Genomic DNA, 25,102 nt, shown 5'->3' with positions numbered 1-25,102 from the left:
TGCCGGTTGTTCACCATGTGGCCCTGTCTGGACTATCGGCCCGGTGTGAAAGGATCTGAAACCCGAATCCCCTTCCATCCGTCATGAATGGGCTCCGTGCGCGATCGGCTTGGATGGTGATGGGTTCTCGACTAACGTCCGGCCATTCTGTTGCCGCCGGAATACCGGAGCATCTCAGCAGATACCGTCCGCGTACAGCGCTGAAATAAGCTCGGCCCAATGCCGAAAAGGCAGTGGAGCCTGCCCACAATTTGGGAGCGCCCTGCGCGCAGTACGATGCTTTTGTCTCGCGCGGACGCCAGATCGACGTCACCTCTCGGGAAGAGGTCGTCGCCGCCTCCGAACGGACTAAGATCTTCGGAGGTCGTGTCGTCAAACCTGGTTACGAATTTATCAATCCCTCTCGGAGGACCCGAAAGCCAACATCTTCAGAGCGCCTTATTTTTCCGAACCAAGCGCACGCATAACCCGAGTTGCGCGGGCATTGCCGCTCACGTCAGGCACCCTCAGCTGGTGCCCCATTCTTTGAGACCATTCTCTCAAGCGATGCACGCATTTGCTCCGCAACCATGCTGGCTGCAAGGCCAAGTGTGGAATTGGCTCTATGGACAAGCGAAAGCGGATGCAGCGGCAGATTGCTGCCTACAATCGGGACATAGACGAACGCTTCGTCACCTACATCACAATAGACGTTGGGCTGGGTCAAAAATGTCAGATGGATCCCGTCACGAATGATAGCCTTCATCATGGCTGTTGAATTGCTGATGAACGCCGGTCTGACTGCAATGTTTGCCCGATGGAAAGCCGCTCGCATCATTCGGCTGATCGTAAGTTCGGAATCCGCCCATACGATCGGGTAGCTGATGCAGTCAGACAAACGTATTGACGGCTTCGACGCCAAGGGATGTTTCGCTGCGACAACGGCGCCTAGCCTGGTTGGATAGGTCTGCATCACGTGAAGGCCATGCTGCGAAGGGAGATTATAACATAATCCGATATCTACGTCGCCCTCATCGACAAGCCGCACGATCTCTTCGACATTCGCGACACGAACATTGATCGTGACACGCGGAAATTTTTCCCGGAAACGCGAGCCGATATATGGCACGAGCGCTTCCGCGGGCCCGTGCATGGCGGCAATGGCCACGGTTCCGGCTTTGAGACCTTCAAGGTCTAGCATGCGTTCACGAGTGCGGTCATATTCCTTCAGCACTTGCCGGATGTGGCTGATTAGAATTTCGCCAGACGCAGTCAGACGCAGACCTCGTGGCAGACGCGTGAACAGCGGCGTCCCGAATTGGGTCTCAAGTTCTATGATTTGCCGGTTAATAGCTGAAGAAGCCACATTCAATCTCTCTGCGGCCTGACGAATGGAGCCCGCCCGGACGACTTCATCCAGATATCGGAGCATACGTGAGTGCACCATTATGCGAACCTCTTGGGCAGAGAGCGCTCTCATTTTGTCATCGGTGCGGCATTAAAACAATGCTTTTCGGAATAGCCGCTCCCGTATTGACTGCGTAAATCGAAGTCAGGGTTAGTCTCAGAGGCGGCGCCCATGCATACCTATACCCCACCTAAAGTGCCGAGATCCATCCCCGTGATTGATCTGGGTAGGCTCCATTTCGGCGCCTCAGCTCGACAGGGGGCTGCCGCCGAAATCCACCGAGCGTACGTTCGAACCGGTTTCTTTTACGTCTCCCACCACGGCATTGATTCCGCTCTGATCGAAAAGCAGTTTGACTTTACCAAGAAGTTCTTTGACCTGCCGATCAAAGAAAAGATGTCGATCTGGATGAAGAGTTCCTCTGCAGCGAGTGGCTACGAACCGATAGGCGGTCAAGCGCTCGATAGTCAGGACGCGACGCAGAAGGCTGCGCCGCCGGACTTGAAGGAAAGCTTTACTGCGGAGCTGAGTTGCCAGACGATCATCCTTACGTCACCGCCGGCTTCAGGGGTTTTGGGAAAACCAGTGCCCGGCGGGTATCGCACGGTTTCGCGAGCAGATGCTAGCCTATGGTGCCGCGTAGCGCGCCTGGGCGACACCATCTTGGAGCTGATGGCGCTGTCGCTCGACCTGCAATCGAACTGGTTTGCTCCGCATTTCGCGACAGCGGGCGCAAAGCTGCGGTTGATCAAATATTCTCCCCAGCAGGAAGCTGCCGTAACGAACCAATTAGGCGCCGGTGCGCATACCGACTGGGGTGGGATCACCATCCTCGCACAGGTCAGCATTGGTGGTCTCGAGGTTCAAATGTTGCCGGCGAGTGGATCCAGGCCTTCGCGATTCCCGATACGTTCGTCATCAATCTCGGGGATTTGGTGGCGCGGTGGACGAACGGAATCTACAAATCGAATTTTCATCGGGTGAAGAACAACACTGCCAATCGCGATCGCTACTCCACTCCATTTTTCTACAGCCCGGATTCCCGGTCTGTGATTGAGGCGATTCCGACTTGCGTCGGCGACGGGGCTCCACCTCTTTTCCCGTCTTGCACGACAGAGGAGCACACCGCTGAAATGTTCAAGCGATCATACGGTTACTTGCCGGGTTCAACGGCGGCAAGGTGAATACAAGGAGAGAGCCGGCAAATTGTTTCGAGGTGCGTCCACGAGAGACAAACAGCTGCTCAGCAAAATTCGCCAGGGCGGAGTAAATTGGATCGAGGCTCGCCTAAGATAAATCGCAGTCCGATACTGCGAGCGACCTTGAAAGCTTCCTGACGCTGCGTATCGGCAGGTGCTCAGGTCTTTAGTCCAAACTATCCGGCGCGTTCATTATCGCCAATTTTGGGGAAAGAAGAGTCATGCCGCATCGTACCAAAAATTCAGCATTCCTGCTATCGCTTGCTCCGCTCGCCATACTCGCCTCGACAAGCTTTGCAAACGCAGCAGACCCGCCCGCGATGCCTGTCAAGGCAAGTCTGATAACGGATGCCCCATTCTTCAGCGTTAATGATAACCGGTTGACATACTCTTACCAGTTTACGGCCACTGATCCCGGTGCTTACAGCACCCGGCCGAACGGGACCATCAACGGCACCACTGCAAAGCAGGTTTATTCGTTCACCCACTTCGATGTGTGGGCTTATGGCACGAACTTCTTCAACGTCGATCTGTTGAAATCCACCCATAACGATCCTGCCTCGCCTTGCCAGCCCACTGGTACCCTGCCGTTCGGGCCGCCAGGCGCTTGCGCCGGCGCGACGGAATTCTACGGCATCGAACGCAGCACGTTCGGCTGGAATGAGATATTCAAGACCAAGGCTTTCAAGATAGGGCCGCTGCGAAATATTTCGTTCGAAGTTGGCGCTGATCTCGGAGCGGCAAACAGCTATTATGCTCCTACGACGAACAACGTCGTCGCCGGTCTGCAATTTGCCTTCGACCTTCCGTACAAGGGCTATGTCAATCTGGCGCCCCTGGTCGTCTACGGGCTGGCAAGCCACAAATCATTTCTTCAGTGCGGTCTCTTTAATCCGGGCGTGCCTGGGGTAACCTGCCTTGCGGACGGGAACAGGGTATTCCCGCCCACCTGGAAGATTGAGACCAATTACTACATGGATCTGGGCTTTCTCCCTGAAAGCGTGAGGTACTTCGCTATTAGCGGCCGCGTTTCGATGACTGGAGCCAAAGGCGATATCAACACCCTCCCGGCGCTGTCTGGCGTCGGACGTTTCAGCACCAACAGCAAAATCGAATTGAACAGCGAACCGATCCGCCTGACCTTTGATGCCGGCAAGGCCTTCATCGGCCCCAAGTACGGCCACTTCGTCGACCTCTGGGTTGCCTATCGATATTGGCACAATAAGTACGGCCTCGATAGCAACGCCACTCCCGGAACTTGCACCGTCGCGGCAACGGGCGTCAGCACCAATAGCTGTACAGAAAAATCCGCCAGCGCGGGCGTCTCGGTCAAGTTCTAGCGCTTCCTTTGCTATCCACCGGCCTGATCCGGAACATAGAGCTTGACGCGCCCCGCTTCGACCGACGAGAAATCTGCCATGGATCACGCCGTTTCCGATTTGACACGACTATCAAAAGACCAGTCCGCCATACCGGCGGTCGAGGTGTTGTCGGCCGAGATGGTGTACCCGAACGGGACTCAGGCTTTGCTTCCCGTCGACCTTTCGGTGGCGGAGGGCGAATTCATATCGCTGCTTGGTCCTTCTGGCTGCGGCAAGAGTACACTGCTCAAGATGATCGCGGGACTGCTCGAACCGAGCGACGGCAGGCTTCAACTCTGGCGCAAGCCGGTGAAGAGCCTGATCAACACCGGCCGCAAACTCGCGTTCGTTTTCCAATCGCCGACCCTTATGCCATGGGCATCAGTCCACTCCAACGTCCGGCTGCCGCTCGACCTCGAAGGTATCTGCCGGGCCGACGCCGACCAACGCGTGACGGAGGCTCTCAATCTGGTCGGATTGGGCAATTTCGCAGACGCTGTCCCGCGCGCGCTGTCCGGCGGCATGCAGATGCGCGTGTCGATCGCGCGTGCCTTGGTGAAGCAACCGGATCTTCTGCTGATGGACGAGCCATTCGGCGCGCTCGATGAGATCACGCGTTTCAAGCTCGATGCGGAAGTCTTAAATCTCTGGCTTGAGAAGAGACTCACCATAATGTTCGTGACGCACTCGATCCACGAAGCGGTGTTCCTTTCGACGCGTGTGATCATGATGGCGGCCCGGCCCGGCCGAGTCGTCGAACAGATTGTCATCGATGAACCTTATCCGCGTACTGCCGACTTCATGGTGTCTCCGCGATTCGCCCGTTACGCCAAACGGCTTCAGGACAGCCTTCTGAGCGCTAGCGCCGGACTGGAAGAGGAAGCCGTATGAGCGCGACGACAATGCGTGCGGCCACGAGGCCGGTCAAGCGAGCTGGCAACAGGCGTTTCCGCCGATTAATCTTGCCGCTTTTTGTCGGCATAGTTCTCGTGATGGTCTGGCAGTTCCTCGTGACTGCGCTGAAGGTTCCTACCTACCTGGTGCCGACGCCGCTGCTCATGTTCAAGACGCTCGTCACCGAGTTTGTACCGCTGGGCCTGGCACTATTGTCGACGCTTAAAATAACATTGCTGTCCTTCGCTCTCGCCACTCTCCTAGGTGTGCTGATCTCGTTTGTGTTCGTCCAGAGCGAAGTGATCGAAGAAGCTCTTTTCCCGTTCGCTGTGCTGTTGCAGGTAACACCGATCGTCGCCGTCGCTCCGCTGATTATCATCTGGGTTAAGAACCAGACCGCCGCCATGGTCGTTTGCGCCAGCCTCGTTGCCCTGTTCCCGATTATCAGCAATACCACCCTCGGGCTGCGCAGTATTGACCCCGATCTCAAGAGCTATTTCACTCTCAACAATTCGACGCGCTGGCAGCAATTGGTGCGACTTCGGATACCCAGTGCTCTTCCGTACTTCTTCGGCGGGTTGCGAATATCGAGCGGCCTTGCCCTGATCGGCGCCGTGGTCGCTGAATTCGTCGCCGGGACCGGCGGGGCTGGTGCAGGACTGGCCTACGAGATCCTGCAATCTGGCTTTCAACTAAACATTCCGAGAATGTTTGCGGCGTTGCTCCTGATTTCCTTGACGGGGGTGGCCCTGTTCGCGGTGATGGCGTGGCTCAGCAGGCTCGCTCTGGGATCATGGCATTCCAGCTAAACCGGATTGCTGCGGTATTTTGAGGGGCTGCGTCGTCCGCCTCCACCACGAGGTAGCTTGTCTACTGCCGAAGGATCACTCCTCGCGCGACGCGAAGAATACGTGTTCGAGTGATGCTCAAAAGAGATGCCCATGGGACTAATTTGATGCTTTTACGACGCATCGCCCGCCGCCAGTATGGACGTATCGCTTAGGAGAACAACTTGCCCCGTCCGTTTTATTGGGAAGACATGACGACGGAAGATTTCGCGTCGGTTAACCCCGAGACCATTGCAATCCTGCCCATCGCCGCAACAGAGCAGCACGGGCCTCATCTGCCAGTCGCTACGGATTCCGCCATTTCGGTCGGCATGATCGAGTTGCTGAAGGACCGTTTGCCGGTCGATGTCTCCGTGCTCGTGTTGCCGCATCAGAAGATAGGAAAATCCAACGAGCACATGTTGGGGCCGGGAACACTGACACTTGACCCGAAGTTGCTGATTTCGGCCTGGCGCGACATCGGTGCTGCAGTGTATCGAACGGGCCTTCGAAAAATACTTATCGTCAATTCACATGGCGGAAACAACGCAATCATGGACATCGTAGCGCGAGAGCTGCGTGTCAGGTTTGCGATGCTCGCCGTAGCGACTCAATGGAGTCGATTTGGAACACCGGCAGGATTGATCGATGACGAAGAGAAACGCTACGGGATCCATGCGGGCAAGGTCGAGACGTCCCTCATGCTGCACTTTCGCCCCGATCTCGTCCGGATGGAAAAGGCTCGCAATTTCGCTTCGGCGACGCGGTGGATGGAATCCACATTTAAGCATCTCCGCGCGACCGGTCAGCACAATATGGGCTGGATCATCCACGACATGAACCGGGACGGCGCCGTGGGGGATGCCGCAGCGGGAACCTCCGAGATAGGTTCTGCAATCGCCGGGCATCAGATCTCGGAGTGTATCGAATTGCTCAAAGACATGAACCGATTCGATCTCGGAAAATTGGCGACGGCATAAAGCGCAGATTGCAAATTCTGACGCATCGTTCCTCCTCCCTAACTTATGGATCACTGATGCAAAAGAGCCTCCGATCAGCTGTTGTGATGGCGACAGCCTCATTGATGGCATGCCTTCCTGCACGGGCGGATGAACAGTTTACGTTTCTAACCAACTGGTTTGCGCAGGCTGAACACGGTGGCTTCTATCAGGCCTTGGCAGAGGGTACCTATAAAAAGCATGGCCTTGACGTGACCATCAAAATGGGTGGGCCGCAAATCAACGTTTATCAGCTGATGGCGGCCGGACAGGCAGATTGCGTGATGGGTTCAAACGAAATCCAGGTTATGCAACTGCGCTCAAGCGGCCTACCGGTCAAGACCGTTGCTGCCGTCTTTCAGAAAGAAGCGATTGCCATTATTGCGCATGACGACGTGAAGTCCTTGGCCGATCTCAAAGGCAAGACAGTTTTGATCAGTACCGGTGCGCGCACCGGCTACTGGTTATGGCTCAAGGCGAAATACGGACTGTCTGACGATCAGACCAGGCCGTTCACGAACAATTTCCAACCCTTTGTTGCAGACGAAAATGCAGCGACTCAGAGCTATGTCACAACCGATCCGAGCATGATTGAGAAGCTCGGAGTAAAATTCAATAGATTCCTTATCAGTGACTATGGCTACCCGACCTACTCGACCGTGATCGCCTGCCTGGACAAGACTATCGCGCAACGCGGCCCTCAAATTGCGGCCTTCATCAAAGCGACGGCCGAAGGGTACAAAAGCTATCTTGCCAATCCCGATCCAGGCAACGCAATTCTAAAGAGTGAAAATCCGAAGCAAACTGCGGCAGATATCGATTACACTTTCAAGGCAGTGAGAGACACCAAGCTCGTGACGGGCGGAGATGCCATCGCGCAAGGCATAGGAACGATAACCGATGACCGGATGAAGGCGACCTACGATACCTTCGTAAGTCTTGGCCTAATCGATGCGTCAAAGGTATCTCTCGATCAAACTTACACCACGCAATTCGTTGCCGGTGCCAAGATTTTGCCTTGAAGGATACTGCGCCCGTACCGAACGATTGTCTGCAGCCAGGAGGGCTTTTGATGGCATTCAGCGTTGCCGATATCTCTGAGGCCGAGGCATTCCGCATTTCGCCCATTGACACCAATTACTTCGTGATGCTTTTCGACAGGAGCAGCGATGCTATTGACAATATTTTCGTCATCGAAATATTCAAGGCAGGCGGTGCGACGCCACCTAACAAGCATGCCGCCGCGCACGAATTTTTCCACGTGCTGCATGGCGACGGTGTCGCGCGCTGCGAGGGCAAGACGATTCCAATCAAGAAAGGCGACTCGCTGCTGTTGCATCCGGGCTCGGAACATGTGATCGAGAATGTTGGGATCGATAAGCTCTACACGCTCACGGTGATGACGCCAAATGAAGGTTTTGCCGAGCTGATTCGTGGCGGTGACCGGGTGCAGCTCGATGCCGATGATGTCAGGATCTTGCAAGGCCTTTGAAAAGCTGGGCATCGGTGACCAGCATGAGGTCGCTGCTGGATATCTTCGGCGTATCTCGTACCGAACCGGCCTCGTCAGTCAGGAGCCGCTGCGATAGCTTCGATCTCGACGACAAATTCCGGCCGCGTAAAGCCTGATACAATGAGCAAGGTCGACGCCGGCGGCGTACCGGGAAATTGCCGGTCACGTGAGCGCATGTAGCCTTGCATGTGCGCGCGATCGGTAACGTAGGCGTTGATCCGAACGATATCGGCCGGCGTCATGCCGTCTTCGGCCAGGATTGCCGCGACATTTGCAAAGCAAAGATCAGCCTGTGCTTCGCAATCGGCAGGAATTATTCCATCACCGCGAATACCGAGCTGGCCAGAGGTGAACACCAAGCGTTGCCCGGCCGAGATAGCGATGCCGTGACTGTAGCGCGCAAGAGGCGCTTTGATCGAAGCCGGTGAAAGTGCGCGCAAATTCATTACTCCAAGGATGGCTCAAACCGCCGAGTCGATGTGGCGCATTTAAGCAGCTTTCCGCGGTCTTGTCTTTCGAGTGTAAATTGGCGCCGACGCATGACCTTTGATGTCATGTGGATCAAAGACTTGTCGTGTCGATCGGCGTCTGTAGCTGAGCTGATTTAAAGTCCAGCACCGCGAATACCATCTTCGAAATAGCATTTGAAATGGTTACAGGTCCCCGATTTGAACTCAACTCGATGGGATCGGAGGCACTAGGCGCACGCCCGCAGAAAATATCGTAGTTTCGGCTGGTGTGGGGAAAAGCGGTAGCGGTCTAGTGACTCGAACCCCCGACAGATCACCGCCTAGTCTAATACGCTTACCCTCGCAGGCCTCGGCTGCTCCGGCGCAAGTCCAAGATCCCAATAACGCGCCGAGCACCGTTCTCCCTCGCTGCCGCCGCAACGAATTGGGTGAAACGAGCGTGAACAAAACGGGACGGAAGCACCTGCCAATCAGAGAAAAATCAACAACTTAGAAGATGTTCACTGCATTCGGGACGCAAGGAGTAGCTCACATCAAACGGCTACCATCAGCGAATGTCGGTATCGGTTGTTAGTGCGGCGAACAAATCGGACAACCGATGCAGGGCTCGCTTCTTAGTCCGCCACCACAAGCGGGATCGGCAGCGCAGTGATCGACTTGATCTTCTCCATCGCAAAGCGCGAGGTGACGTTTTTGAGCGGTACGGCGTGGATCAGCTTTTTGTAGAACACGTCGTAGCTTTGCATGTCCGGAATGACGACGCGCAGCATGTAGTCGACGTCACCGGCCATCCGATAAAATTCCATCACCTCGGGCATGGCGCTAACGGCAGCTGCGAAGCGCTTAAGCCAGACGTCGGAGTGATCGGAGCTTTCCACGGAGACGAACACGGAGAGACCGAGGCCGATTTTGTTCTGGTCGACCAGCGCAACGCGCTTTTGGATCACGCCGTCAGCCTCCAGCCGCTGAATGCGCTTCCAGCACGGTGTGGACGACAGGCCGACCCGGTCGCCGATCTCGGCCACCGATAGTGAGGCGTCCTCCTGAAGCACCGTCAGGATCTTGCGGTCGATGGCATCGAGGCGGCGGCCCGTCTCGGCGAGCTGCAACGCAGCGTCGGTCATGTTCGATTACCTTTGTGTCAGGCGAAGCTCGAGGGCCGGCACTTCGGCAAAACTCTCAGCCGTGGGGCCCGAACAGGAAGATCTCGTAGAGGTCGTCCTGATCGCCGCTTTCGCCGCCTGTCTGCGGCCGCAGCGATCGCCGGAACCATCCGCGTGCCTGTTCGAGCCAGCTGGCGAGGCTGAGATGCAGCGAGGCGACGTAGCTCATGCTCACTCCGGACAACGTTGTGGGGCGAGAACCCGGCAAGGTTATCACGGGCGACGTGACGTTGAACATCGCCAGACGCTGGCATCGATCAGTTTGGTTGGATCGTGCTGAAGCTGTCATTTGTTCAAGTAGAAAATTCCATGGCGCCGTTTCGCAAGGGACGATTTTCATGCGGTGTACCTGACGCGGAGGCGTTGGATCAGTCGTTCGCGAGCAGCGCGAGCAGGTCGGCATGCCGCAAGCGGGGCGTGGAACCGGCCTTTAGCGGCCACCGGCACGAGCCCGACGCCATGGGCAGGATAGGCAACCCCATGCTGCCGAACGATGCATACAGCAGGCTCCGGTCAGCGCGCTGGTAAAGATGCGCTCCCGTCATGAGGCCAAGCACGAGCAGGAACGCGATCAACAGGACCAGCGGGAGGATCAATGCTGCATGCTTGCCGATGCGATCCGTGACCGCTCTCGCATCGATCGCCCGGTCGGCGGTAGAACGAAGACCGGTCCATTCCAGTGTGAATTCGAACATGCCGGTGCCGTGTGTTACCGCTGCTGTTTTGCGAACGTTCACTTCATGTAGTCGGGCAAGGTGAAGCCGTCATAGAAATGATCGGCCTGGATTGCCGTCTTGAACGCCGGAGACTTGTAGCCGGCAACGATATCCTGGGCCCATTCGGCATTGGCATTGGCGTTCTTGACCGCGAGCACGTTGATGTAGGGCGTCGTCATCTTTTCCAGCGCGAAGGCGTTGGTCAGCTTCAGCCCGCTGAAGATCGCGAAATTGCCCTGAACGGCGGCGAAATCGACATCGTCGAGCGCGCGCGGCGCCTGTGCGGCTTCGAGCGGGACGATCTTGATGCCGCCGGGGTTCTTGATGACATCGAGCTCGGTGACGTCGACCGGCTTGCTGTCGCGGATCTCGATCAGGCCCAGGTCGCGCAGCACCCACAGTGCGCGCTGCAGATTGACGGGATCGTTCGGCACGGCGACGCTCGAGCCCGGCTTGATCGGCGTACCCAGCGGGTGCTTCTTCGAATAGAGGCCCATCGGTGGTGTCGGAACGTGGACGATGCCGACGAGATCGGTCTTCTGCCGCTCGTTGTAGGATTCGAGGAAGATTGTGTGCTGCATCACATTGGCGTCGATCTCAGACTTGAACACCGCATTGTTGGCTTCAAGGCCGGTCGAGAACTCGACGTAGCGGATCTTGTAGCCCTTCTTCTTCAACTCGGGTTCGACGCCGATCTTGAATTCGTCGATATACGGTCCCGGCACGAACCCGACCCGCAGTTCAGGCTTGGCGGGCTGCTGTGCCCGGGCCTTCCAGCCGGCGAGGGGAGAAAGGGCCAAAAGGCCGGAGAGGAGAAACAACGCTGCCTTCATGTCTTCTAACTGGTCTCAAGCTGAGATGTGAGTGCGGACGCGGTGTCAGGCAATCGCCTTGACCGCGTTGGAGTAGATGCTGGCAGGGCGGGCGAGACCGTAATGCTCGCGCAGCGTCGTGCCGGTGTAGTCCTCGCGGAATAGGCCGCGCTTGCGCAGGATCGGGACGACCTGCTCGGCGAATGTGTCGAAGCCGCCGGGCAGCCAGGGTGGCATCACGTTGAAGCCGTCGGCAGCGCCGCTCTCAAACCAGCTCTGGATGTTGTCGGCGATCTTTTCCGGCGTGCCGGCAATCACCCAGTGTCCGCGCGCGCCGGCGAGGCGCTGCACCAGCTGGCGAATGGTCGGCTTCTCGCGGTCGACGATGTCGACGACGAGCTTGAAGCGGCTGGCGACGCCGCGCGCGCTCGCGGTGTCGATGAGGTGGCGCGGGACAGGACCGTCGAGATCGTAGCCGGTGAGATCGACCCCGATCATCTGGCGCAATTGCGTCAGCGAATATTCGGGCTGGATCAGTGCGTTGAATTCGTCCTGAAGCCGGTCGGCCTCCACTTGCGTGCTGCCGATGAAGGGGCTGATACCGGGCAGAATCTTGATCTCGTCGGGAGCGCGGTCGAAGACGCGGGCCTGGCGCTTGATATCGGCATAGAACGCCTTCCCCGAGTCCAGGGTTTGATGCGCCGTGAAGATCGCCTCGGCATAACGGGCGGCGAAGGCGCGGCCGTCGTCGGAGGCGCCGGCCTGCACATAGACCGGCCGGCCCTGCGGGGGGCGCGAGATGTTCAGCGGGCCACGGACACGAAAATGCTTGCCGACGTGGTCGAGCGTGTGGATCTTACTTGTGTCGGCGAAGATGCCGGAGGAGGGATCGTTGACGAGCGCGTTGTCCTCCCAGCTGTCCCAGAGCCGCGAGATGACGTCGAGATATTCGCGGGCGCGCTCGTAGCGCTCCTGGTGAGGCGGATGCTCGGGCAGCCCAAAATTCTGCGCGGCCTGGGGCGCGCTGGTGGTGACGATGTTCCAGCCGGCGCGGCCTCGGCTGAGATGATCGAGCGAGGCAAACAGGCGCGCCAGATTGTACGGCTCGGTATAGGTCGTCGATGCGGTTGCGATCAGCCCGATGCGTTTCGTCACTGCGGCGATGGCGGCAAGCCAGGTGATCGGCTCGAAGCGAAAGCGCTGGGCATAGCGGACGTTGTCGGCCAACGCCGGGCCATCGGCAAAGAAGATGGCGTCGAACTTGCTCGCCTCGGCGCGCTGCGCCAGCTCCTGATAATGCGTGATGTCCAGAATGCGGTCCGGTTCAGATCCCTTGTAGCGCCACGCGGCCTCGTGGTGGCCGCCGGGGTAGATAAAGAGATTTAGTACAAGCTGCCGTTGGTTGCTCATGTCGAAATGTTCCTGGTCGACCTGCGCAAAATCTATGTCGGCGCTCACATCGTTGTCGATGGAATGGATTTGCGTTGTTGAGTTCGGCGCGAGCATGAATTTGCGAGAAAACGTGCAAACGTAGATCGAGCGCCGTCCACCCGTAGGGTGTATTGGGGAAGTGCATCGCCAGACGAACGTCGCGGGCGGCGACGATGCTGTGCTCTCCAGCGAGTGCGGTTCTGCGTTCGCTTTGGTCGATTTCGCGAATGCAACCATTCCCCACGCCGTTCGAACTTTGGAAGCTATTTCCGAAGTCCTTGCGCTAGCATCGTGCAACTGAACACAGGCTGCATTGATGCAGCTCCACGGAAGATCCCACCAGACACGAGTGCCGTCAGAGCAGACGGCATTCCGCAAGAGGATCGATCGCAACATTACTGTCTTTCACTCCGCCGCCGCATCAGCGATCGGCGAACGGCGGAGCCTTGTCCAAACGGATCGCAGTCTCGGGGAAGATGACATGACTGACGGAATCACCATCGCCAACGTCATTCCGCGTTCGGATATCGTCAAGCGGTCGGCCCGCATCGGCGCCGAAATCAGGAACATCAAGCTCTCCGGCGATCTGCCGGATCAGACGGTCGCGGTGATCAACCAGGTTCTCCTCGAGCACAAAGTCATCTTCTTCCGAGACCAGAACCATCTGGATGATGCCGAGCAGGAGCGGTTTGCCCACCGGCTCGGCAAGTTGGTGCCGCATCCGACGGTTGGCGCGACAAAGGGAACGGCGTCGATTTTGGAGCTCGATTCCGGACGGGGCGGCGGCCGCGCCGACCAGTGGCACACTGACGTCACCTTCGTCGATGCCTATCCGAAGATCTCGGTTCTGCGCGGCGTCGTGATTCCCGAATTCGGCGGCGACACGATCTGGTCGAACACGGCTGCGGCCTATCTCGACCTGCCGGCGCCGCTGCGCAAGCTCGCCGACGAACTCTGGGCCGTGCACAGCAACGCCTATGACTATGCGGTCAAGACCCGGGCGAGCGAAGCCGACAGGAAGCAGTTCGAGGAGGTTTTCACGGCGACGGTCTACGAGACGGAGCATCCGGTCGTTCGCATCCATCCCGAGACCGGCGAGCGGACGCTGGTGCTCGGCAACTTCGTGCAGCGCTTCGTCGGCCTGTCGAAATATGACAGCCAGAAGCTGTTCGACCTGTTCCAATCGCACATCACGGCACCCGAGAACACGGTGCGGTGGAGCTGGCGGCAGGGAGACGTGGTGATCTGGGACAATCGGGCGACCCAGCACTACGCGGTGAACGACTACGGCGACCAGCACCGCGTGGTCCGGCGCGCCACCATCGATGGCGAGGTGCCAGTGAGCATCGATGGACGGCACAGCGTGACCCGCGTCAAGGCGCCGAAGCCGCAGGCGAAGGCCGCCTGAAATGAGCAAGGGAGTGAACACAATGAAGATCGCCATCTCTGCGTTGCGTCGCCTGGTTGCCGGCCTGCCGGCGACAGGCCGGCAACTTGGTTTGGCCGGTCTCGGCCTGACAGCTCTGGCCGGCAGCGCCATCGCCGAGCCGCAGCTCGAAAAGACCGAGATCCTCTACCAGGGATGGGCCGGGCAGGTAACCTTCATCGAGCTGGCCGACGATCTCGGCTATCTCGCGCCCCTGAAGCTCAAATGGGTCGGCAACACCATCAGTGGTCCTCAGGACATCCAGACCGTCGTCACCGGCGATATCGATATCGGCGGTGCGTTCTATGGCGCGATCATCAAGCTGATCGCCGCCAAGGCGCCGATCAAGGCGGTCGTCGGCTACTACGGCTCAGACCACAACACCTACAATGGCTATTACGTGAAGGAGGACAGCCCGATCAAATCCGCCCGTGATCTGATCGGCAAGAGCGTCGCGGTCAACACGTTGGGGGCGCACCTCGAATTTGTGCTGCGTGAGTACCTCGCGCGCAACGGGCTGACCCCGGCAGAAGCAAAGCAGGTGACGCTGGTCGCGATCCCGCCGGTCACCGGCGAGCAGGCCTTGCGGCAAGGGCAGGTCGAGGTCAGCACGCTCAACGGCGTGCTGCGCGACAAGGCGCTGGAACGCGGCGGCATCCGCAGGCTGTTTGCGGATACGGACATCTTCGGGAACTTCACCGGCGGGTCCTACGTGCTGCGGGACAGATTCATCAAGGACAATCCCAACACGTCCCGCAAGCTGATCGAAGGCGTCTCCCATGCCATCGAGTGGGCGCAGACGACGCCGCCGGAAGAGGTTCGCGCCCGGTTCGAACGCATCATCGCCGAGCGCAAGCGCAACGAGGACGCCACGCCGATCAAGTACTGGAAAAGCACGGGCGTTGCGACCAAGGGCGGTGTGATCGGCGATGGCGAGCTTCAGGTCTGGATCGACTGGCTGGTCAAGGACGGGCTGCTGAAGCCGGATCAGCTCAAGCCGTCGGATCTCTACACCAACGAGTTCAATTATTTCCGTCCCGGTAAGACTGCGGAGGCCAAATGACCATGGCCAAGATCCGCTTCGAGCATGTGCGCAAGGAGTTCACCATCCGCGGCAAGGATGGTGGGCCTGTGCAGCAATTTACCGCATTGGATGACGTCACCCTCGATGTTCGTGCTGGCGAATTCCTTGCGCTGGTCGGACCGAGCGGCTGCGGCAAGTCGACCTTGCTAGACCTGCTCGGCGGCCTGACGACACCGAGCAGCGGCCGCATCCTGCTGGATGGCAAGGTCATCGAGGGGCCGGCGCGCGACCGTGGCATCGTGTTCCAGCAATACGCGCTGTTTCCCTGGCGCACGGCTGCGCAGAATGTCGAGTTCGGGCTCGATATCGCCGGCCTCAAAGCACGGGAGCGGCGGGAGAAGGCGTTACATTACCTCGATCTTGTCGGACTGTCCGGCTTTGCCGACCGTTATCCGCACGAGCTCTCCGGTGGCATGAAACAACGCGTCGCCATCGCTCGGAGCCTTGCCTACGATCCGGAGGTGCTGCTGATGGACGAGCCGTTTGCGGCGCTCGATGCACAGACGCGCGAAACTCTCCAGGGAGAGCTGCTGCGGATCTGGCGTAGCACGGGAAAGACCATCCTGTTCATCACCCATGGCATTGACGAAGCCGTGGTCCTTGGTCAGCGCGTGGCGGTGATGACCTCGCGCCCCGGCCGCATCAAGCAGGTCATCGATGTTCCCGATGAGCTGCATAGCGAGACCGAGGACGTCCGTTCGCTGCCCCAGTTCGGGCATGTCAGGCACGAGGTGTGGTCCTTGCTGCGCGACGAGGTGTTGAAGGCGCAGGGCTCCCAAATGGCGGCATCGGACGGTGAGCCCATCGCAAAGGCGAAGGAGCTGGCCCATGTCTAATCTGGAAGTCCTGACGCTGCTGGAACTGGCCGAGGGCAGCCCGAAACACCGGGCCAGACCACGGCCGGGCGCGGTTGCCGCCGCGACGGGCAGCCTGGTGCGATGGCTCGGCATCGTCGGGCAACGATGCCTGTTGCTGCTGGTGTTTCTGGCCGTCTGGGAGACGGCGCCGCGCCTCGGGCTGATCGATGTGACGTTCCTGCCGCCGTTCTCCGAGGTGATCGCCGCGGGCTGGCAGCTCGCGCAGAGCGGTGAACTCTATGACGACGTCGGCGCAAGCCTGCTTAGAGCCCTGAGCGGCTTCCTGGTCGCCATTGTCCTGTTCGTGCCGTTGGGTGTGCTGACAGGATGGTACGCAAGGCTCGGCGATTTCCTGAATCAGATCATCGAGGTCGCACGCAACACGGCCCCACTTGCGCTGCTCCCTGTTTTCATCCTGCTGCTTGGCATTGGGGAGCTCTCGAAGGTCACCATGGTGGTCTATAGCTGCGCCTGGCCGCTACTGCTGAATACGATCGCTGCCGTGCGCCAGGTCGATCCGCTGCTGGTCAAGTCTGCGCGGACCATGGGCGCGACGCCGAGCCAGTTGTTTCGGAAGGTGATCTTGCCGGCATCATTACCGACGATCTTCGTCGGCATCCGTCTGGCGAGCGCATCCGCAATGCTGGTCCTGGTGGCGTCAGAAATGGTCGGCGCGAAATCCGGGCTCGGCTATCTCATCATCAACAGCCAATACAGCTTCCTGATCCCGCAGATGTATTTTGGTATCCTGGCTATCACCGTGATCGGCCTCGTCTTCAACGCGATCCTCGAGGGGTTGGAACGCCGCCTGATGCGCTGGAAGGCGCCGGCCGCCTAACCCTGCTTGTTGCGGGCGGTGGCCTGCGTCACGATGCTGTTCGGCGGCACGTCCTGCGTGACCCAGACGTTGCCGCCGATCGTCGCGCCCCGGCCGATCGTGATCCGTCCCAGGATGGTTGCGCCGGCGTAAATCACGACGTCGTCCTCGACGATCGGATGCCGTGCATCGCCCTTGATCAGATGGCCATCGTCGTTGGTCGGAAAGTGGCGCGCGCCGAGCGTCACGGCCTGATAGATACGGACGTTGTCGCCGATGATCGCGGTTTCACCGATCACCACACCGGTCCCGTGATCAATGAAGAAGCCGGATCCGATGCTGGCGCCGGGGTGAATGTCGATCCCGGTTCTCGTATGAGCAATCTCCGCGACAAGCCGGGCGATCAAGCGCGCATTGAGCCCATCAAGGATATGTGCCAGCCGGTGATGGATGATCGCCGTCATGCCCGGATATCCGATCAGGATCTCCGGAAAATTCCTGGCCGCGGGATCGCCGACGAAGGCGGCTCTGAGATCGGAGATCAGGAGACCGCGCACCACCGGCAGGCGCGCGCCGAACTGCCGCGTTAGCTCGATCGCGTCCTCGCGCCGGTAGCCCGGGATCAGCTCGTCGCCGACGAATCGCGCGCCGCGGTGGATCTGGTCGCAAAGGCCGTCGAGGGCGATGCTCAGGCGATTGCCGACGAAATAGTCGATATTCTCGCCGTCGAGATCGTACTGACCGTAGTGCCTCGGAAACAGCGCCTCGGTGAGGCCATCCAGAATGGCCTGAAGCGCCTCACGCGAGGGGGCGCGTCGCGCCTCTCCGTCGCGCCTTATGCTGTGTGTTTCCTCGCGCGAGAGGCGAAGCTCGGCGACAATCCTGTCAAGCTGCCAGCGCCCGCCGCTGGGCGGTTCCGGCGGGTTATCTGACATGGGCCAACGGAATGCTGATCTCGGCGAGGAGGTCGAGGTCGAAGTCATGCGTGATCCTGATGTACTGGCCGTTCCAGTACACCAGGCCGGACAGTTCGTGGGACAGTTCGAAGCTCAGCAGGCTGCCAATGATGATGCCATGCGAATGCCGTTCGATGATTTCCTCGACCTTGCATTCGATGGTCGCGAGGGTATCGCCAAGCAGCGGCACGCCGGACCATCGGATCCCGTCGAAGCGCTCGTGGCCCTTCAGGCTGCCGTCGCTGAAGCGCCCGGCGAGGGCCTGCTGGCCCGATCCCAGGATGTTGACGCCGAATATGCCGTAACGCGCGATGCGAGCGAAGGACGAGGCCTGCCGGTTGACGCTGACCAGCAACCGGGGCGGACTGGCGCTGAGCGACGTCAGGGACGTCACCGTCATGCCGGTGATATCATCGTCGTGGCCGGCCGTGATGATGGTGACGCCGCCGGCCAGGCGCCGCATCACGGCTCGAAACTGGCGCTCGACCTCGTCATCGCCGCTGACCAGATGAATGTCGGACTTTCCCATCTGCCGCTCCTCGCATCGGACGCCGTGGATCTGACCTGTTCTCTCTCAGAAAAAGCCCTTCGCGGGCAATGGCGTGCCGTTGAGCTCGTATTCGCCGATCGAACGCGCCTTGTAGGTGGTGGGATTGTGCGAGGACAGGGTCCGCGCGTTGCGCCAATGGCGATCGAAATTGGTGACCTTCTTGGTCGCCGATGCGCCGCCGGCATCGAACAGCAGGCTGCCGCCGCGAATGGCGAAATCGTCGGCGATGATCTTTGCTTTGGCCGAGAGCAGGGCAGCCGTATGCGCGGCATCTGCTGCGTTCGCAGCGCCGGCATCGAATGCGTCGGTCGCGATGTCAAGCGCCTCGGCGGCCGCCAGCACGACGGTTTCGGCCGCAAAGGCGCCGCTGGCGATCTGGCCGACCGTCTGCTGCAATAGCGGATCATCAGTCGGGATCTCGGTCGGTGCATAGTAGAACGTACGCTTGCGCGAGCGGACCAGGGCTGTCGCATCGCGCAGCGTCGCACGCGCAATACCTGCCACAATCGCCGTCAGAAACAGCTGTGCAAACGTGTTGGAATAGGGCACGCCATAGCCGCCGTCCGGCGTGTCGAACACGACCTCCTCGCGCTTGACCTTGACGTTGCGGAAGTGCGTGGTGCCGGTCGCCGTGAGCCGCTGCCCGAGCCCGTCCCAATCGTCCACGAGCTCGATGCCGTCGCGCTTGACCGGGACGATCGTGGCACCGGTCGCGCCGGACGGATCGGCCGCGCGAACGAGGACGTAATCCGAATACAGCGTGCCGGTGCAGTAATATTTGGTGCCGTTCAGCAAATAATCACCGTTGCCGTCGGGCGTGAAGGCCGTGCCCGGCGTGACATTGCCGACGCGCGGGCTTTCGAGCTCGGTGGTGGCGAGGCCGATAATGGCTCCTTCGGCGACCGCCTTCTGCCATTCCCGGCTCTGCTCGTCCTTGGGTGTACGCACCAGTCGCTCGACCACGCTGAAATGGTTGCGCAGGATATGCGCGACATTGGCGTCGGCCTCGCCGAGCCGGATCACGAAGGCGAAAAGATCGCGGATCGTGCTGCCGGCACCGCCGGCGTTCACCGGAAGCCGCAGTGCGCCGAGTCGTGCTTGGCGGATGAGATCGATGACTTCGAAAGGCAGGACGCGGTCGCGCTCGCGGTCACTGGCCCCTTCGGATATCTGGTTGAGCAGAGCCTCCAGTTCCGGCGAGCCGGTCTTGAGCGGCTCGGATGGCGTCAGGGAGGGTGTGGATACGGTCTTGTTCATTGTCTTGGCCTGCAGGTCACGTTCTTAGAGCTGGGCGAGATGCTCGATCACCTTGACCGGATCGGGCAAAACCTTGCGCGTCACGAGCCAGTCGGCGGCCTTTTGCAGCTCGCTGATGAACCGCTCGTCCTTCACGGCGAAGTAGCGATACCGGCGCTTCAGCGCGATGAACTGGTCGCGGACTTCGTCGCTGTACTTGCCCGCCTTCTGCGCGATGTACTCGGCGTCCTTGCTGTTCTCCGAGATCCACTTGCCCTCGGCGCGGAACGCTTCGTTCACGGCGCGGACGAGTGCAGGATTGTCGGTCGCGAATTTGCGGGTGGTGAGATAGGACGTGTAGTCGATCTGGAAGTCGAGGTCGCGGCCTTCCAGGAAAATGTCGTGCGCCTTGTATTCGCGCCGGGCGATGTCGACGCCGGGACTCCACATCGACCACGCATCGACCTTACCCGAAGCGAGCGCGGGCGCAGCATCGGGCGGATTGAGATAGACGAACTTGACCGCGGAGCGGTCCACCTTGTGCTTCTCGAGGGCTGCGACCAGCAGGAATTCGCCGAGGCCCGAGCGATTGACTGCGACCGATTTGCCGACCAGATCCTCGATCCTGTCGATGCCGGAACCGTCCTTGGCGATGATCGCGGTGGTGCGTGGCTCGTAGACCACGAATTGCGTGAACACGAGGGGGGAGCCGGCGATGATGGCGGCCAGCGCCGGCGTGGTGCTGCCGCCGAAGCTGAAATCGGCGCTGCCGCCCGTAACAGCCTGCAAGGTCGGCGCGTGGTTCGGGAACGGGCCGAGCCACTCGACCTTGATGCCGTCCCTGGCCAGCAGCTTCTCGAACTCACCGCGTTCCTTGGCGATCAGATTGAGGCCGCTGAGGCCCCAGGTCAGGCGAACGGTGTCGGTGGTCCGACCAGGCGCGGCTTGGGCGAATTCGCTGATGTTCATGCCGGCGAGCGCGCCAATGCCGAAAGCTGCGGAGCCGAGAAAGCTGCGCCGGGATGGTTTGGCGATTGGGGAGTCGGACATATTGGCCTTCCGGACAAATCAGTTGGGGGAACGGGAAATCACGCCGAGCTCGCCGAGAAGTTCGGCGCGCGAGATGGGCGTAGAGCCGTCGCGCAACGCGCGGTGCTCGTAGGCGATCGCGCCGTGACGCATCACCAGGATGCGGTCGGCAAGCGCGATGGCTTCATCGACGTCGTGGGTGACGAGCAGGACGCCCGGCTGATGATTGGCGACGAGCTCTCGGACCAACTCGTGCATGCGGATACGGGTGAGCGCATCCAGCGCTGCAAACGGCTCGTCGAGCAGCAGAAGCTCGGGCTGCTGAACCAGCGCACGGGCGAGCGCAACACGCTGGGCCTGCCCGCCGGAGAGATTGCGGGGCCAGTCGTCGAGACGATCGCCGAGACCGACCTCGGTCAGCGCTTCGGCGGCGCGCTCGCGCGCGGCCGGCGCTTGCAGGCCAAGAGAGACGTTGCGCCAGAGACTGTCCCACGGGAGTAGCCGGTGTTCCTGGAACACCACGGCCGGGCGGCGCGGCGCCACGATACGGCCGCCCTGGATGGGATCCAGCCCAGCCAGCGCCCGCAACAGCGTTGTCTTGCCGCACCCGCTCTCGCCGAGCAGGGCGACGAACTCGCCGCGACCGATTCGCAGGTTCAATTTTTCGATCACGACGCGGCTGCCGTAGCTGCGGACGAGGTTGCTGACTACGACGGCCGGTCCGGATTCGAACGGCGTGGAAGACTGCGGAGCGACGTGCAGATTCATCGCGGCGCTCCGTAGTTCGGATGCCAGGCGAGGAGACGACGTTCGAGAAAGCGGGCAATGGCATCGGCCGCGACGCCGATCAGCGCGTAGATCACGATCGTCAGGACGATCACGTCGGTGCGCAGGAATTCGCGCGCATCCATCGCGAGGAAGCCGATGCCCGATTGGGCGCCGATGGTTTCGGCCACCACCAGCGCGAGCCACGCGGTGGCAAGAGCATAACGAACACCGGTCAGGATCGACGGCATTGCACCGGGAAGGATGATCCGGCGAATCAGTTGCAGCGAGCTCAGGCCCTGGACCCGTCCCAGCTCAAGCAGCTTGGGATCCACCTGGCGGATACCAAGTACGGTATTGATGTAGATCGGGAACGTGACGCCGAGTGCAACAAGAAAGATCTTTTCCGCTTCGCCGACGCCCAGCCAGACGATGACGAGGGGCAGCGCGGCGAGGAAAGGGATGGCCCTGATCATCTGCACGCTGCGGTCGATCGCGGCCTCCGCCACCCGCGAGAAGCCGACAAGAACGCCCAGCGTGGCGCCAACTGCAGCACCGATCGCAAAGCCCGCTGCGGCGCGCAGGAGGCTGACGCCGAGGTCGTTCAACAGGCTCCCGCCGGCCGCGAGCTTGAACGCTGTCCGTACCACCTTGCTCGGCGCAGGCAGAACCTGGGGCGAAAGCCATCCGGCCTATGCGAGCGCTTCCCAGACAATCAGGAGCGACACGGGCGCGATCCAGGATAGGAGCTGGAGGGCGCGAGCGCCAAGCTTGTATGCTTGCGTCGGCGATTGGATGCTGCCCCGCGATGACGGCGCGTGATCCGCGCCGATCGCCGAGCGGTCGATTTGGCTCAGTTCGATATTGCTCAAGATGCGAGACCTCGTTCCATCTCCCGCATCCGATGCGGCAGATGCGACGGCAATGACCTGCCGTTCGTAGAAAATGTCCCACGAAATCGGCTCGACAGAAATAGAGCGCTATTTCAATTGTCATTCGATACGGAGTGATCTGCTGTCGTTGCGGCGCCGCTCCGCGACAAAGAAAATCTTTTGGGATGGATGTGCTTGATCTTGCATCAGTCGTTGGCGAGAACTGGTCACGATCGATGACATAGCCAGGGAAAATTAAAGGAGAGCACGATGGCGACCGCACCTATTCGCTTCGGCATTTGGGCGCTGGTGCACGGGCCGCGCGCGGCGCATCAGGATCCCGAAGAGCCCTATGACGCGTCCTGGGAACGCAATCGCGATCTCATTCTTGCAGCCGAAGAGCTCGGCTATGACTCCACGTTGATCGCCCAACATACGATCAATCCACATCAGGAGGATCTCGATCAGCTTGAGGCCTGGAGTGCTGCGGCGGCGCTCGCGGCGCTCACGAAGCGCATCGAGATCATCGCCGCGATCAAGCCCTATCTCTATCATCCGGTGGTGCTGGCGAAGCTCGCACTCGGAATCGAGAACATCAGCCGTGGCCGATTTGCGATCAATCTGGTCAATGCCTGGAACCGGCCGGAGCTAGACAAGGCCGGGATCGGATTTCCGGAGCACGATGCACGCTACGCTTACGGCCGTGAATGGATCTCGGTCGTCTCGCGCCTGATGGAGGGTGAGCGTCTCACTTACACCGGCGAGCATTTTAATGTGCGAGACTACGCACTTAGGCCAACGAGCCTGTATCGCAAACGCCCGCTGATTTACGTCGGCGGTGAATCGGAGCCGGCGCGATCGTTGGTCGCCAGCCATGGCGACGTCTGGTTTATCAACGGCCAGCCGCTGGAGGACGTGGCCGGCCTGATCGCCAATGTCGCGACGCGGTCGCGCGAGGGCGCCGCTCCGTTGCGGTTCGGGCTTTCGGCCTTCGTGATTGCTCGCGAAACCCGGGAGCAGGCGGAGGCCGCTCACGAGCGGTTGCTGAACCTCGCCGCAAAGGATGCACCGATGAAGGCGGTCGAGAAGCAAAACACTGACCCCAAGGTCGTAATGATGCAGACCATGCAGAAGACGCCGCGCGTTGGCAGCAACGGTGGTACGGCAGCGGGACTGGTCGGGAGCTATGACGAGGTGGCGGAGCGCATCGAAGCGTTCCATGCGGCCGGCATTGAGCTCTTCATGCTGCAATTCCAGCCGTTCGAGGCCGAGATGCGGCGCTTTGCGCGCGAGGTAATGCCGCGTGTGCGAGGCAGGCAATCGGCCGGGTCCGCCGACGGGCGGACCCGATCGCTGGGGTAGATAGTCGGGGCGGCTAGGCCGATGCGACCTCCGGCGGCCGCTTGGTGTATCGGCTCGCCGGTCGCTGCAGGCCAAAATGATCGCGCAGCGTCGAGCCGGTGTACTCGCTGCGAAATAGCCCGCGCTTCTGCAGAATAGGCACGACGGTATCGACGAAGGTCTCCAGCCCGGACGGAAGCACGTCCGGCATGAGATTGAACCCGTCGGCGGCACCCGTTTTGAACCAAGCCTCGATGTCGTCGGCGATCTGCTCCGGCGTACCGACGATGACGCGATGTCCGACACCGCCTCCGAGCGCGTGGATGAGCTCACGGACGGTAAGGTTGCCGCGCCGTGCGAGGTTCACCGTGCCCTGGAACATCGTGTGATTTGCGTTGACCGGCAATGGCAGTGGATCGGGCAGGGGCTTGTCGAGTTCGAGCTGTGCGGGATCAATCTGCAGTGTGCCGGCGAGACGCGCGAGGCTGTATTCGATCGGGACCAGCTCCCAGAGTTCGTCCTGCCGACGCTTTGCTTCGGCCTCCGTGCTGCCGATGACGGTCGCAAGCCCCGGCAGAATGACAATGGAATCGCCGGACCGTCCGTATGCCGCTGCACGCGTGCGCAGATCGCGTGCATAGGCGAGGCCTTCCTCGACCGACTGCGCCAGTGTGAACACGGCCTCCGCATAGGCAGCTGCGAAATCGCGGCCGTCATTCGAGCCGCCCGCCTGCACCGTCACCGGTCGCCCCTGCGGCGAGCGTGGCACGTTCAGGGGGCCCGCGACCGAGTAATGCGGGCCGCGGTGGGCGATTGGATGTACTTTCGTCGTATCGGCGAACCTGGCGCTCGCCTTGTCGCCGACGAAGGCGTCGTCCTCCCAGCTGTCGAACAGCGCGTGGACGACCTCCGTAAACTCCTTGGCCCGCTCGTAGCGGGCCCTGTGCTCCAGTGCACCCGAGAGCCCAAAATTGCGGCTTGAAGCGGCATCTGCTGTCGTGACGGCATTCCACCCCGAGCGTCCGCCACTCGCGTGATCGAGCGACACGAAGCGGCGCGCAATGTTGTACGGCTCGTTGTAGCTCGTCGATACCGTCCCGATCAGCCCGACATGCTTCGTCGCGGCTGCGATCGTCGCCAGGATGATGGTCGGCTCCAGCGACGTGAACGACCGATAGTCGATACGGTCGTTGACGGCTGGCGAGTCCGCCAGAAAGATCGCGTCGAATTTCCCGCGTTCGGCAATTTGCGCGACCCGAACATAATGCCCGAGATCAAAGAAGGCGCGCGGATCGCTGTCCGGCAGCCGCCAGGCAGACGGATAGACGCCGGAGTGAAGCAGGTTGACGTTCAAGTGCAGTTGGCGGGGCGACATAGGGATTCCGAAAGTCGACGGTT

26 protein-coding genes and 1 pseudogene are annotated in these 25,102 nt (G+C 60.3%); 13 read left to right on the top strand and 14 right to left on the bottom strand.

The features are described from left to right. Positions 1 to 496: 496 nt before the first annotated feature. Positions 497 to 1,411 (bottom strand): LysR family transcriptional regulator, encoded by a 915-nt coding sequence (locus FXB41_RS36380; protein WP_219685196.1) that lies wholly within the window; start codon positions 1,409 to 1,411, stop codon positions 497 to 499. Between the two features lie 147 nt (positions 1,412 to 1,558). Between FXB41_RS36380 and FXB41_RS36375 the strand changes: the two genes are divergently transcribed. The 8 genes from FXB41_RS36375 to FXB41_RS36345 all read left to right on the top strand — a co-directional run bounded on the left by FXB41_RS36375 (position 1,559) and on the right by FXB41_RS36345 (position 8,158). Beyond that, the gene (locus tag FXB41_RS36375; RefSeq protein ID WP_219685195.1) at positions 1,559 to 2,371 is read left to right on the top strand and encodes a 2-oxoglutarate and iron-dependent oxygenase domain-containing protein; all 813 of its coding nucleotides are present in this window, start codon (positions 1,559 to 1,561) and stop codon (positions 2,369 to 2,371) included. Further along, entirely contained in the window at positions 2,323 to 2,571 is a 249-nt protein-coding gene (locus tag FXB41_RS42105; protein ID WP_376707536.1) for a 2OG-Fe(II) oxygenase family protein, read from the top strand. Before FXB41_RS36375 ends, FXB41_RS42105 begins: the two co-directional genes overlap by 49 nt. A 236-nt stretch (positions 2,572 to 2,807) precedes the next feature. Next, positions 2,808 to 3,926, top strand: a complete 1,119-nt coding sequence (locus FXB41_RS36370; RefSeq protein ID WP_219685194.1) for a hypothetical protein — start codon at positions 2,808 to 2,810, stop codon at positions 3,924 to 3,926. 78 nt (positions 3,927 to 4,004) lie between these two features. Next, positions 4,005 to 4,838, top strand: a complete 834-nt coding sequence (locus FXB41_RS36365; protein WP_219685193.1) for an ABC transporter ATP-binding protein — start codon at positions 4,005 to 4,007, stop codon at positions 4,836 to 4,838. Further along, the gene (locus tag FXB41_RS36360) at positions 4,835 to 5,650 is read left to right on the top strand and encodes an ABC transporter permease (RefSeq protein ID WP_246649465.1); all 816 of its coding nucleotides are present in this window, start codon (positions 4,835 to 4,837) and stop codon (positions 5,648 to 5,650) included. Before FXB41_RS36365 ends, FXB41_RS36360 begins: the two co-directional genes overlap by 4 nt. Before the next feature lie 203 nt (positions 5,651 to 5,853). Next, the gene (locus FXB41_RS36355; RefSeq protein ID WP_219685192.1) at positions 5,854 to 6,648 is read left to right on the top strand and encodes a creatininase family protein; all 795 of its coding nucleotides are present in this window, start codon (positions 5,854 to 5,856) and stop codon (positions 6,646 to 6,648) included. Positions 6,649 to 6,704: 56 nt separating this feature from the next. Further along, positions 6,705 to 7,688 carry an ABC transporter substrate-binding protein gene (locus tag FXB41_RS36350; protein WP_219685191.1) on the top strand — a complete coding sequence of 328 codons (984 nt, stop codon included), beginning with the start codon at positions 6,705 to 6,707 and terminating at the stop codon, positions 7,686 to 7,688. A gap of 50 nt (positions 7,689 to 7,738) precedes the next feature. Then, complete coding sequence (locus tag FXB41_RS36345; protein WP_219685190.1) at positions 7,739 to 8,158, top strand: cupin domain-containing protein; 420 nt, start codon at positions 7,739 to 7,741, stop codon at positions 8,156 to 8,158. A gap of 74 nt (positions 8,159 to 8,232) precedes the next feature. Here the strand turns inward: FXB41_RS36345 and FXB41_RS36340 are convergent, their stop codons facing one another. From FXB41_RS36340 to FXB41_RS36315, 6 genes are all read right to left on the bottom strand, one after another. After that, complete coding sequence (locus FXB41_RS36340; RefSeq protein WP_219685189.1) at positions 8,233 to 8,625, bottom strand: RidA family protein; 393 nt, start codon at positions 8,623 to 8,625, stop codon at positions 8,233 to 8,235. Positions 8,626 to 9,263: 638 nt separating this feature from the next. Further along, entirely contained in the window at positions 9,264 to 9,773 is a 510-nt protein-coding gene (locus tag FXB41_RS36335) for an Lrp/AsnC family transcriptional regulator (protein WP_219685188.1), read from the bottom strand. Positions 9,774 to 9,828: 55 nt separating this feature from the next. Continuing rightward, entirely contained in the window at positions 9,829 to 9,981 is a 153-nt protein-coding gene (locus tag FXB41_RS36330; RefSeq protein ID WP_219685187.1) for a hypothetical protein, read from the bottom strand. Positions 9,982 to 10,180: 199 nt separating this feature from the next. Then, positions 10,181 to 10,507, bottom strand: a complete 327-nt coding sequence (locus FXB41_RS36325; RefSeq protein WP_219685186.1) for a hypothetical protein — start codon at positions 10,505 to 10,507, stop codon at positions 10,181 to 10,183. Between the two features lie 38 nt (positions 10,508 to 10,545). Beyond that, the gene (locus tag FXB41_RS36320) at positions 10,546 to 11,361 is read right to left on the bottom strand and encodes a MetQ/NlpA family ABC transporter substrate-binding protein (protein ID WP_219685185.1); all 816 of its coding nucleotides are present in this window, start codon (positions 11,359 to 11,361) and stop codon (positions 10,546 to 10,548) included. A 45-nt stretch (positions 11,362 to 11,406) separates the two neighbouring features. Further along, positions 11,407 to 12,750, bottom strand: coding sequence for an LLM class flavin-dependent oxidoreductase (locus tag FXB41_RS36315; protein WP_219685184.1), 1,344 nt, complete (start codon positions 12,748 to 12,750; stop codon positions 11,407 to 11,409). A 502-nt stretch (positions 12,751 to 13,252) separates the two neighbouring features. Here FXB41_RS36315 and FXB41_RS36310 point away from each other — a divergent pair. The 4 genes from FXB41_RS36310 to FXB41_RS36295 are packed head-to-tail and all read left to right on the top strand — an operon-like array spanning position 13,253 to position 16,976. Further along, positions 13,253 to 14,179: a TauD/TfdA dioxygenase family protein gene (locus FXB41_RS36310; protein WP_219685183.1), complete on the top strand. Its 927-nt coding sequence runs from the start codon at positions 13,253 to 13,255 to the stop codon at positions 14,177 to 14,179. Between the two features lie 22 nt (positions 14,180 to 14,201). Further along, a complete protein-coding gene (locus FXB41_RS36305; protein ID WP_246649464.1) occupies positions 14,202 to 15,260 on the top strand; it encodes an ABC transporter substrate-binding protein in 1,059 nt (352 codons plus the stop codon). Further along, positions 15,257 to 16,117: an ABC transporter ATP-binding protein gene (locus FXB41_RS36300; protein WP_219685182.1), complete on the top strand. Its 861-nt coding sequence runs from the start codon at positions 15,257 to 15,259 to the stop codon at positions 16,115 to 16,117. The genes FXB41_RS36305 and FXB41_RS36300 overlap by 4 nt, the downstream gene beginning before the upstream one ends. Continuing rightward, positions 16,110 to 16,976, top strand: a complete 867-nt coding sequence (locus FXB41_RS36295) for an ABC transporter permease (protein ID WP_219685181.1) — start codon at positions 16,110 to 16,112, stop codon at positions 16,974 to 16,976. Before FXB41_RS36300 ends, FXB41_RS36295 begins: the two co-directional genes overlap by 8 nt. Here the strand turns inward: FXB41_RS36295 and epsC are convergent. The 6 genes and pseudogenes from epsC to FXB41_RS36265 form a co-directional block, all read right to left on the bottom strand. Beyond that, complete coding sequence (epsC, locus tag FXB41_RS36290) at positions 16,973 to 17,890, bottom strand: serine O-acetyltransferase EpsC (RefSeq protein ID WP_219685180.1); 918 nt, start codon at positions 17,888 to 17,890, stop codon at positions 16,973 to 16,975. The two genes, FXB41_RS36295 and epsC, sit on opposite strands and share 4 nt — an antisense overlap. Next, positions 17,880 to 18,440, bottom strand: coding sequence for a flavin reductase family protein (locus FXB41_RS36285; protein WP_219685179.1), 561 nt, complete (start codon positions 18,438 to 18,440; stop codon positions 17,880 to 17,882). Before FXB41_RS36285 ends, epsC begins: the two co-directional genes overlap by 11 nt. A gap of 45 nt (positions 18,441 to 18,485) precedes the next feature. Further along, complete coding sequence (locus tag FXB41_RS36280; protein WP_219685178.1) at positions 18,486 to 19,718, bottom strand: acyl-CoA dehydrogenase family protein; 1,233 nt, start codon at positions 19,716 to 19,718, stop codon at positions 18,486 to 18,488. Positions 19,719 to 19,742: 24 nt separating this feature from the next. Next, a complete protein-coding gene (locus tag FXB41_RS36275; RefSeq protein WP_219685177.1) occupies positions 19,743 to 20,747 on the bottom strand; it encodes an NrtA/SsuA/CpmA family ABC transporter substrate-binding protein in 1,005 nt (334 codons plus the stop codon). Positions 20,748 to 20,765: 18 nt separating this feature from the next. Then, positions 20,766 to 21,494 (bottom strand): ABC transporter ATP-binding protein, encoded by a 729-nt coding sequence (locus FXB41_RS36270; protein WP_219685176.1) that lies wholly within the window; start codon positions 21,492 to 21,494, stop codon positions 20,766 to 20,768. Continuing rightward, positions 21,491 to 22,288 (bottom strand): annotated as a pseudogene (locus tag FXB41_RS36265) (ABC transporter permease subunit). The gene FXB41_RS36270 and the pseudogene FXB41_RS36265 overlap by 4 nt, the downstream one beginning before the upstream one ends. A gap of 345 nt (positions 22,289 to 22,633) precedes the next feature. Between FXB41_RS36265 and FXB41_RS36260 the strand changes: the two are divergent. Beyond that, a complete protein-coding gene (locus FXB41_RS36260; protein WP_219685175.1) occupies positions 22,634 to 23,725 on the top strand; it encodes an LLM class flavin-dependent oxidoreductase in 1,092 nt (363 codons plus the stop codon). Between the two features lie 13 nt (positions 23,726 to 23,738). On the opposite strand, the gene FXB41_RS36255 is transcribed toward FXB41_RS36260, so the two are convergent. Beyond that, entirely contained in the window at positions 23,739 to 25,079 is a 1,341-nt protein-coding gene (locus FXB41_RS36255; protein WP_219685174.1) for an LLM class flavin-dependent oxidoreductase, read from the bottom strand. Positions 25,080 to 25,102: the final 23 nt, after the last annotated feature.

The organism is Bradyrhizobium canariense (assembly GCF_019402665.1).
GTDB lineage: Bacteria > Pseudomonadota > Alphaproteobacteria > Rhizobiales > Xanthobacteraceae > Bradyrhizobium > Bradyrhizobium canariense.
This window is presented reverse-complemented; position numbering and strand designations above follow the sequence as displayed.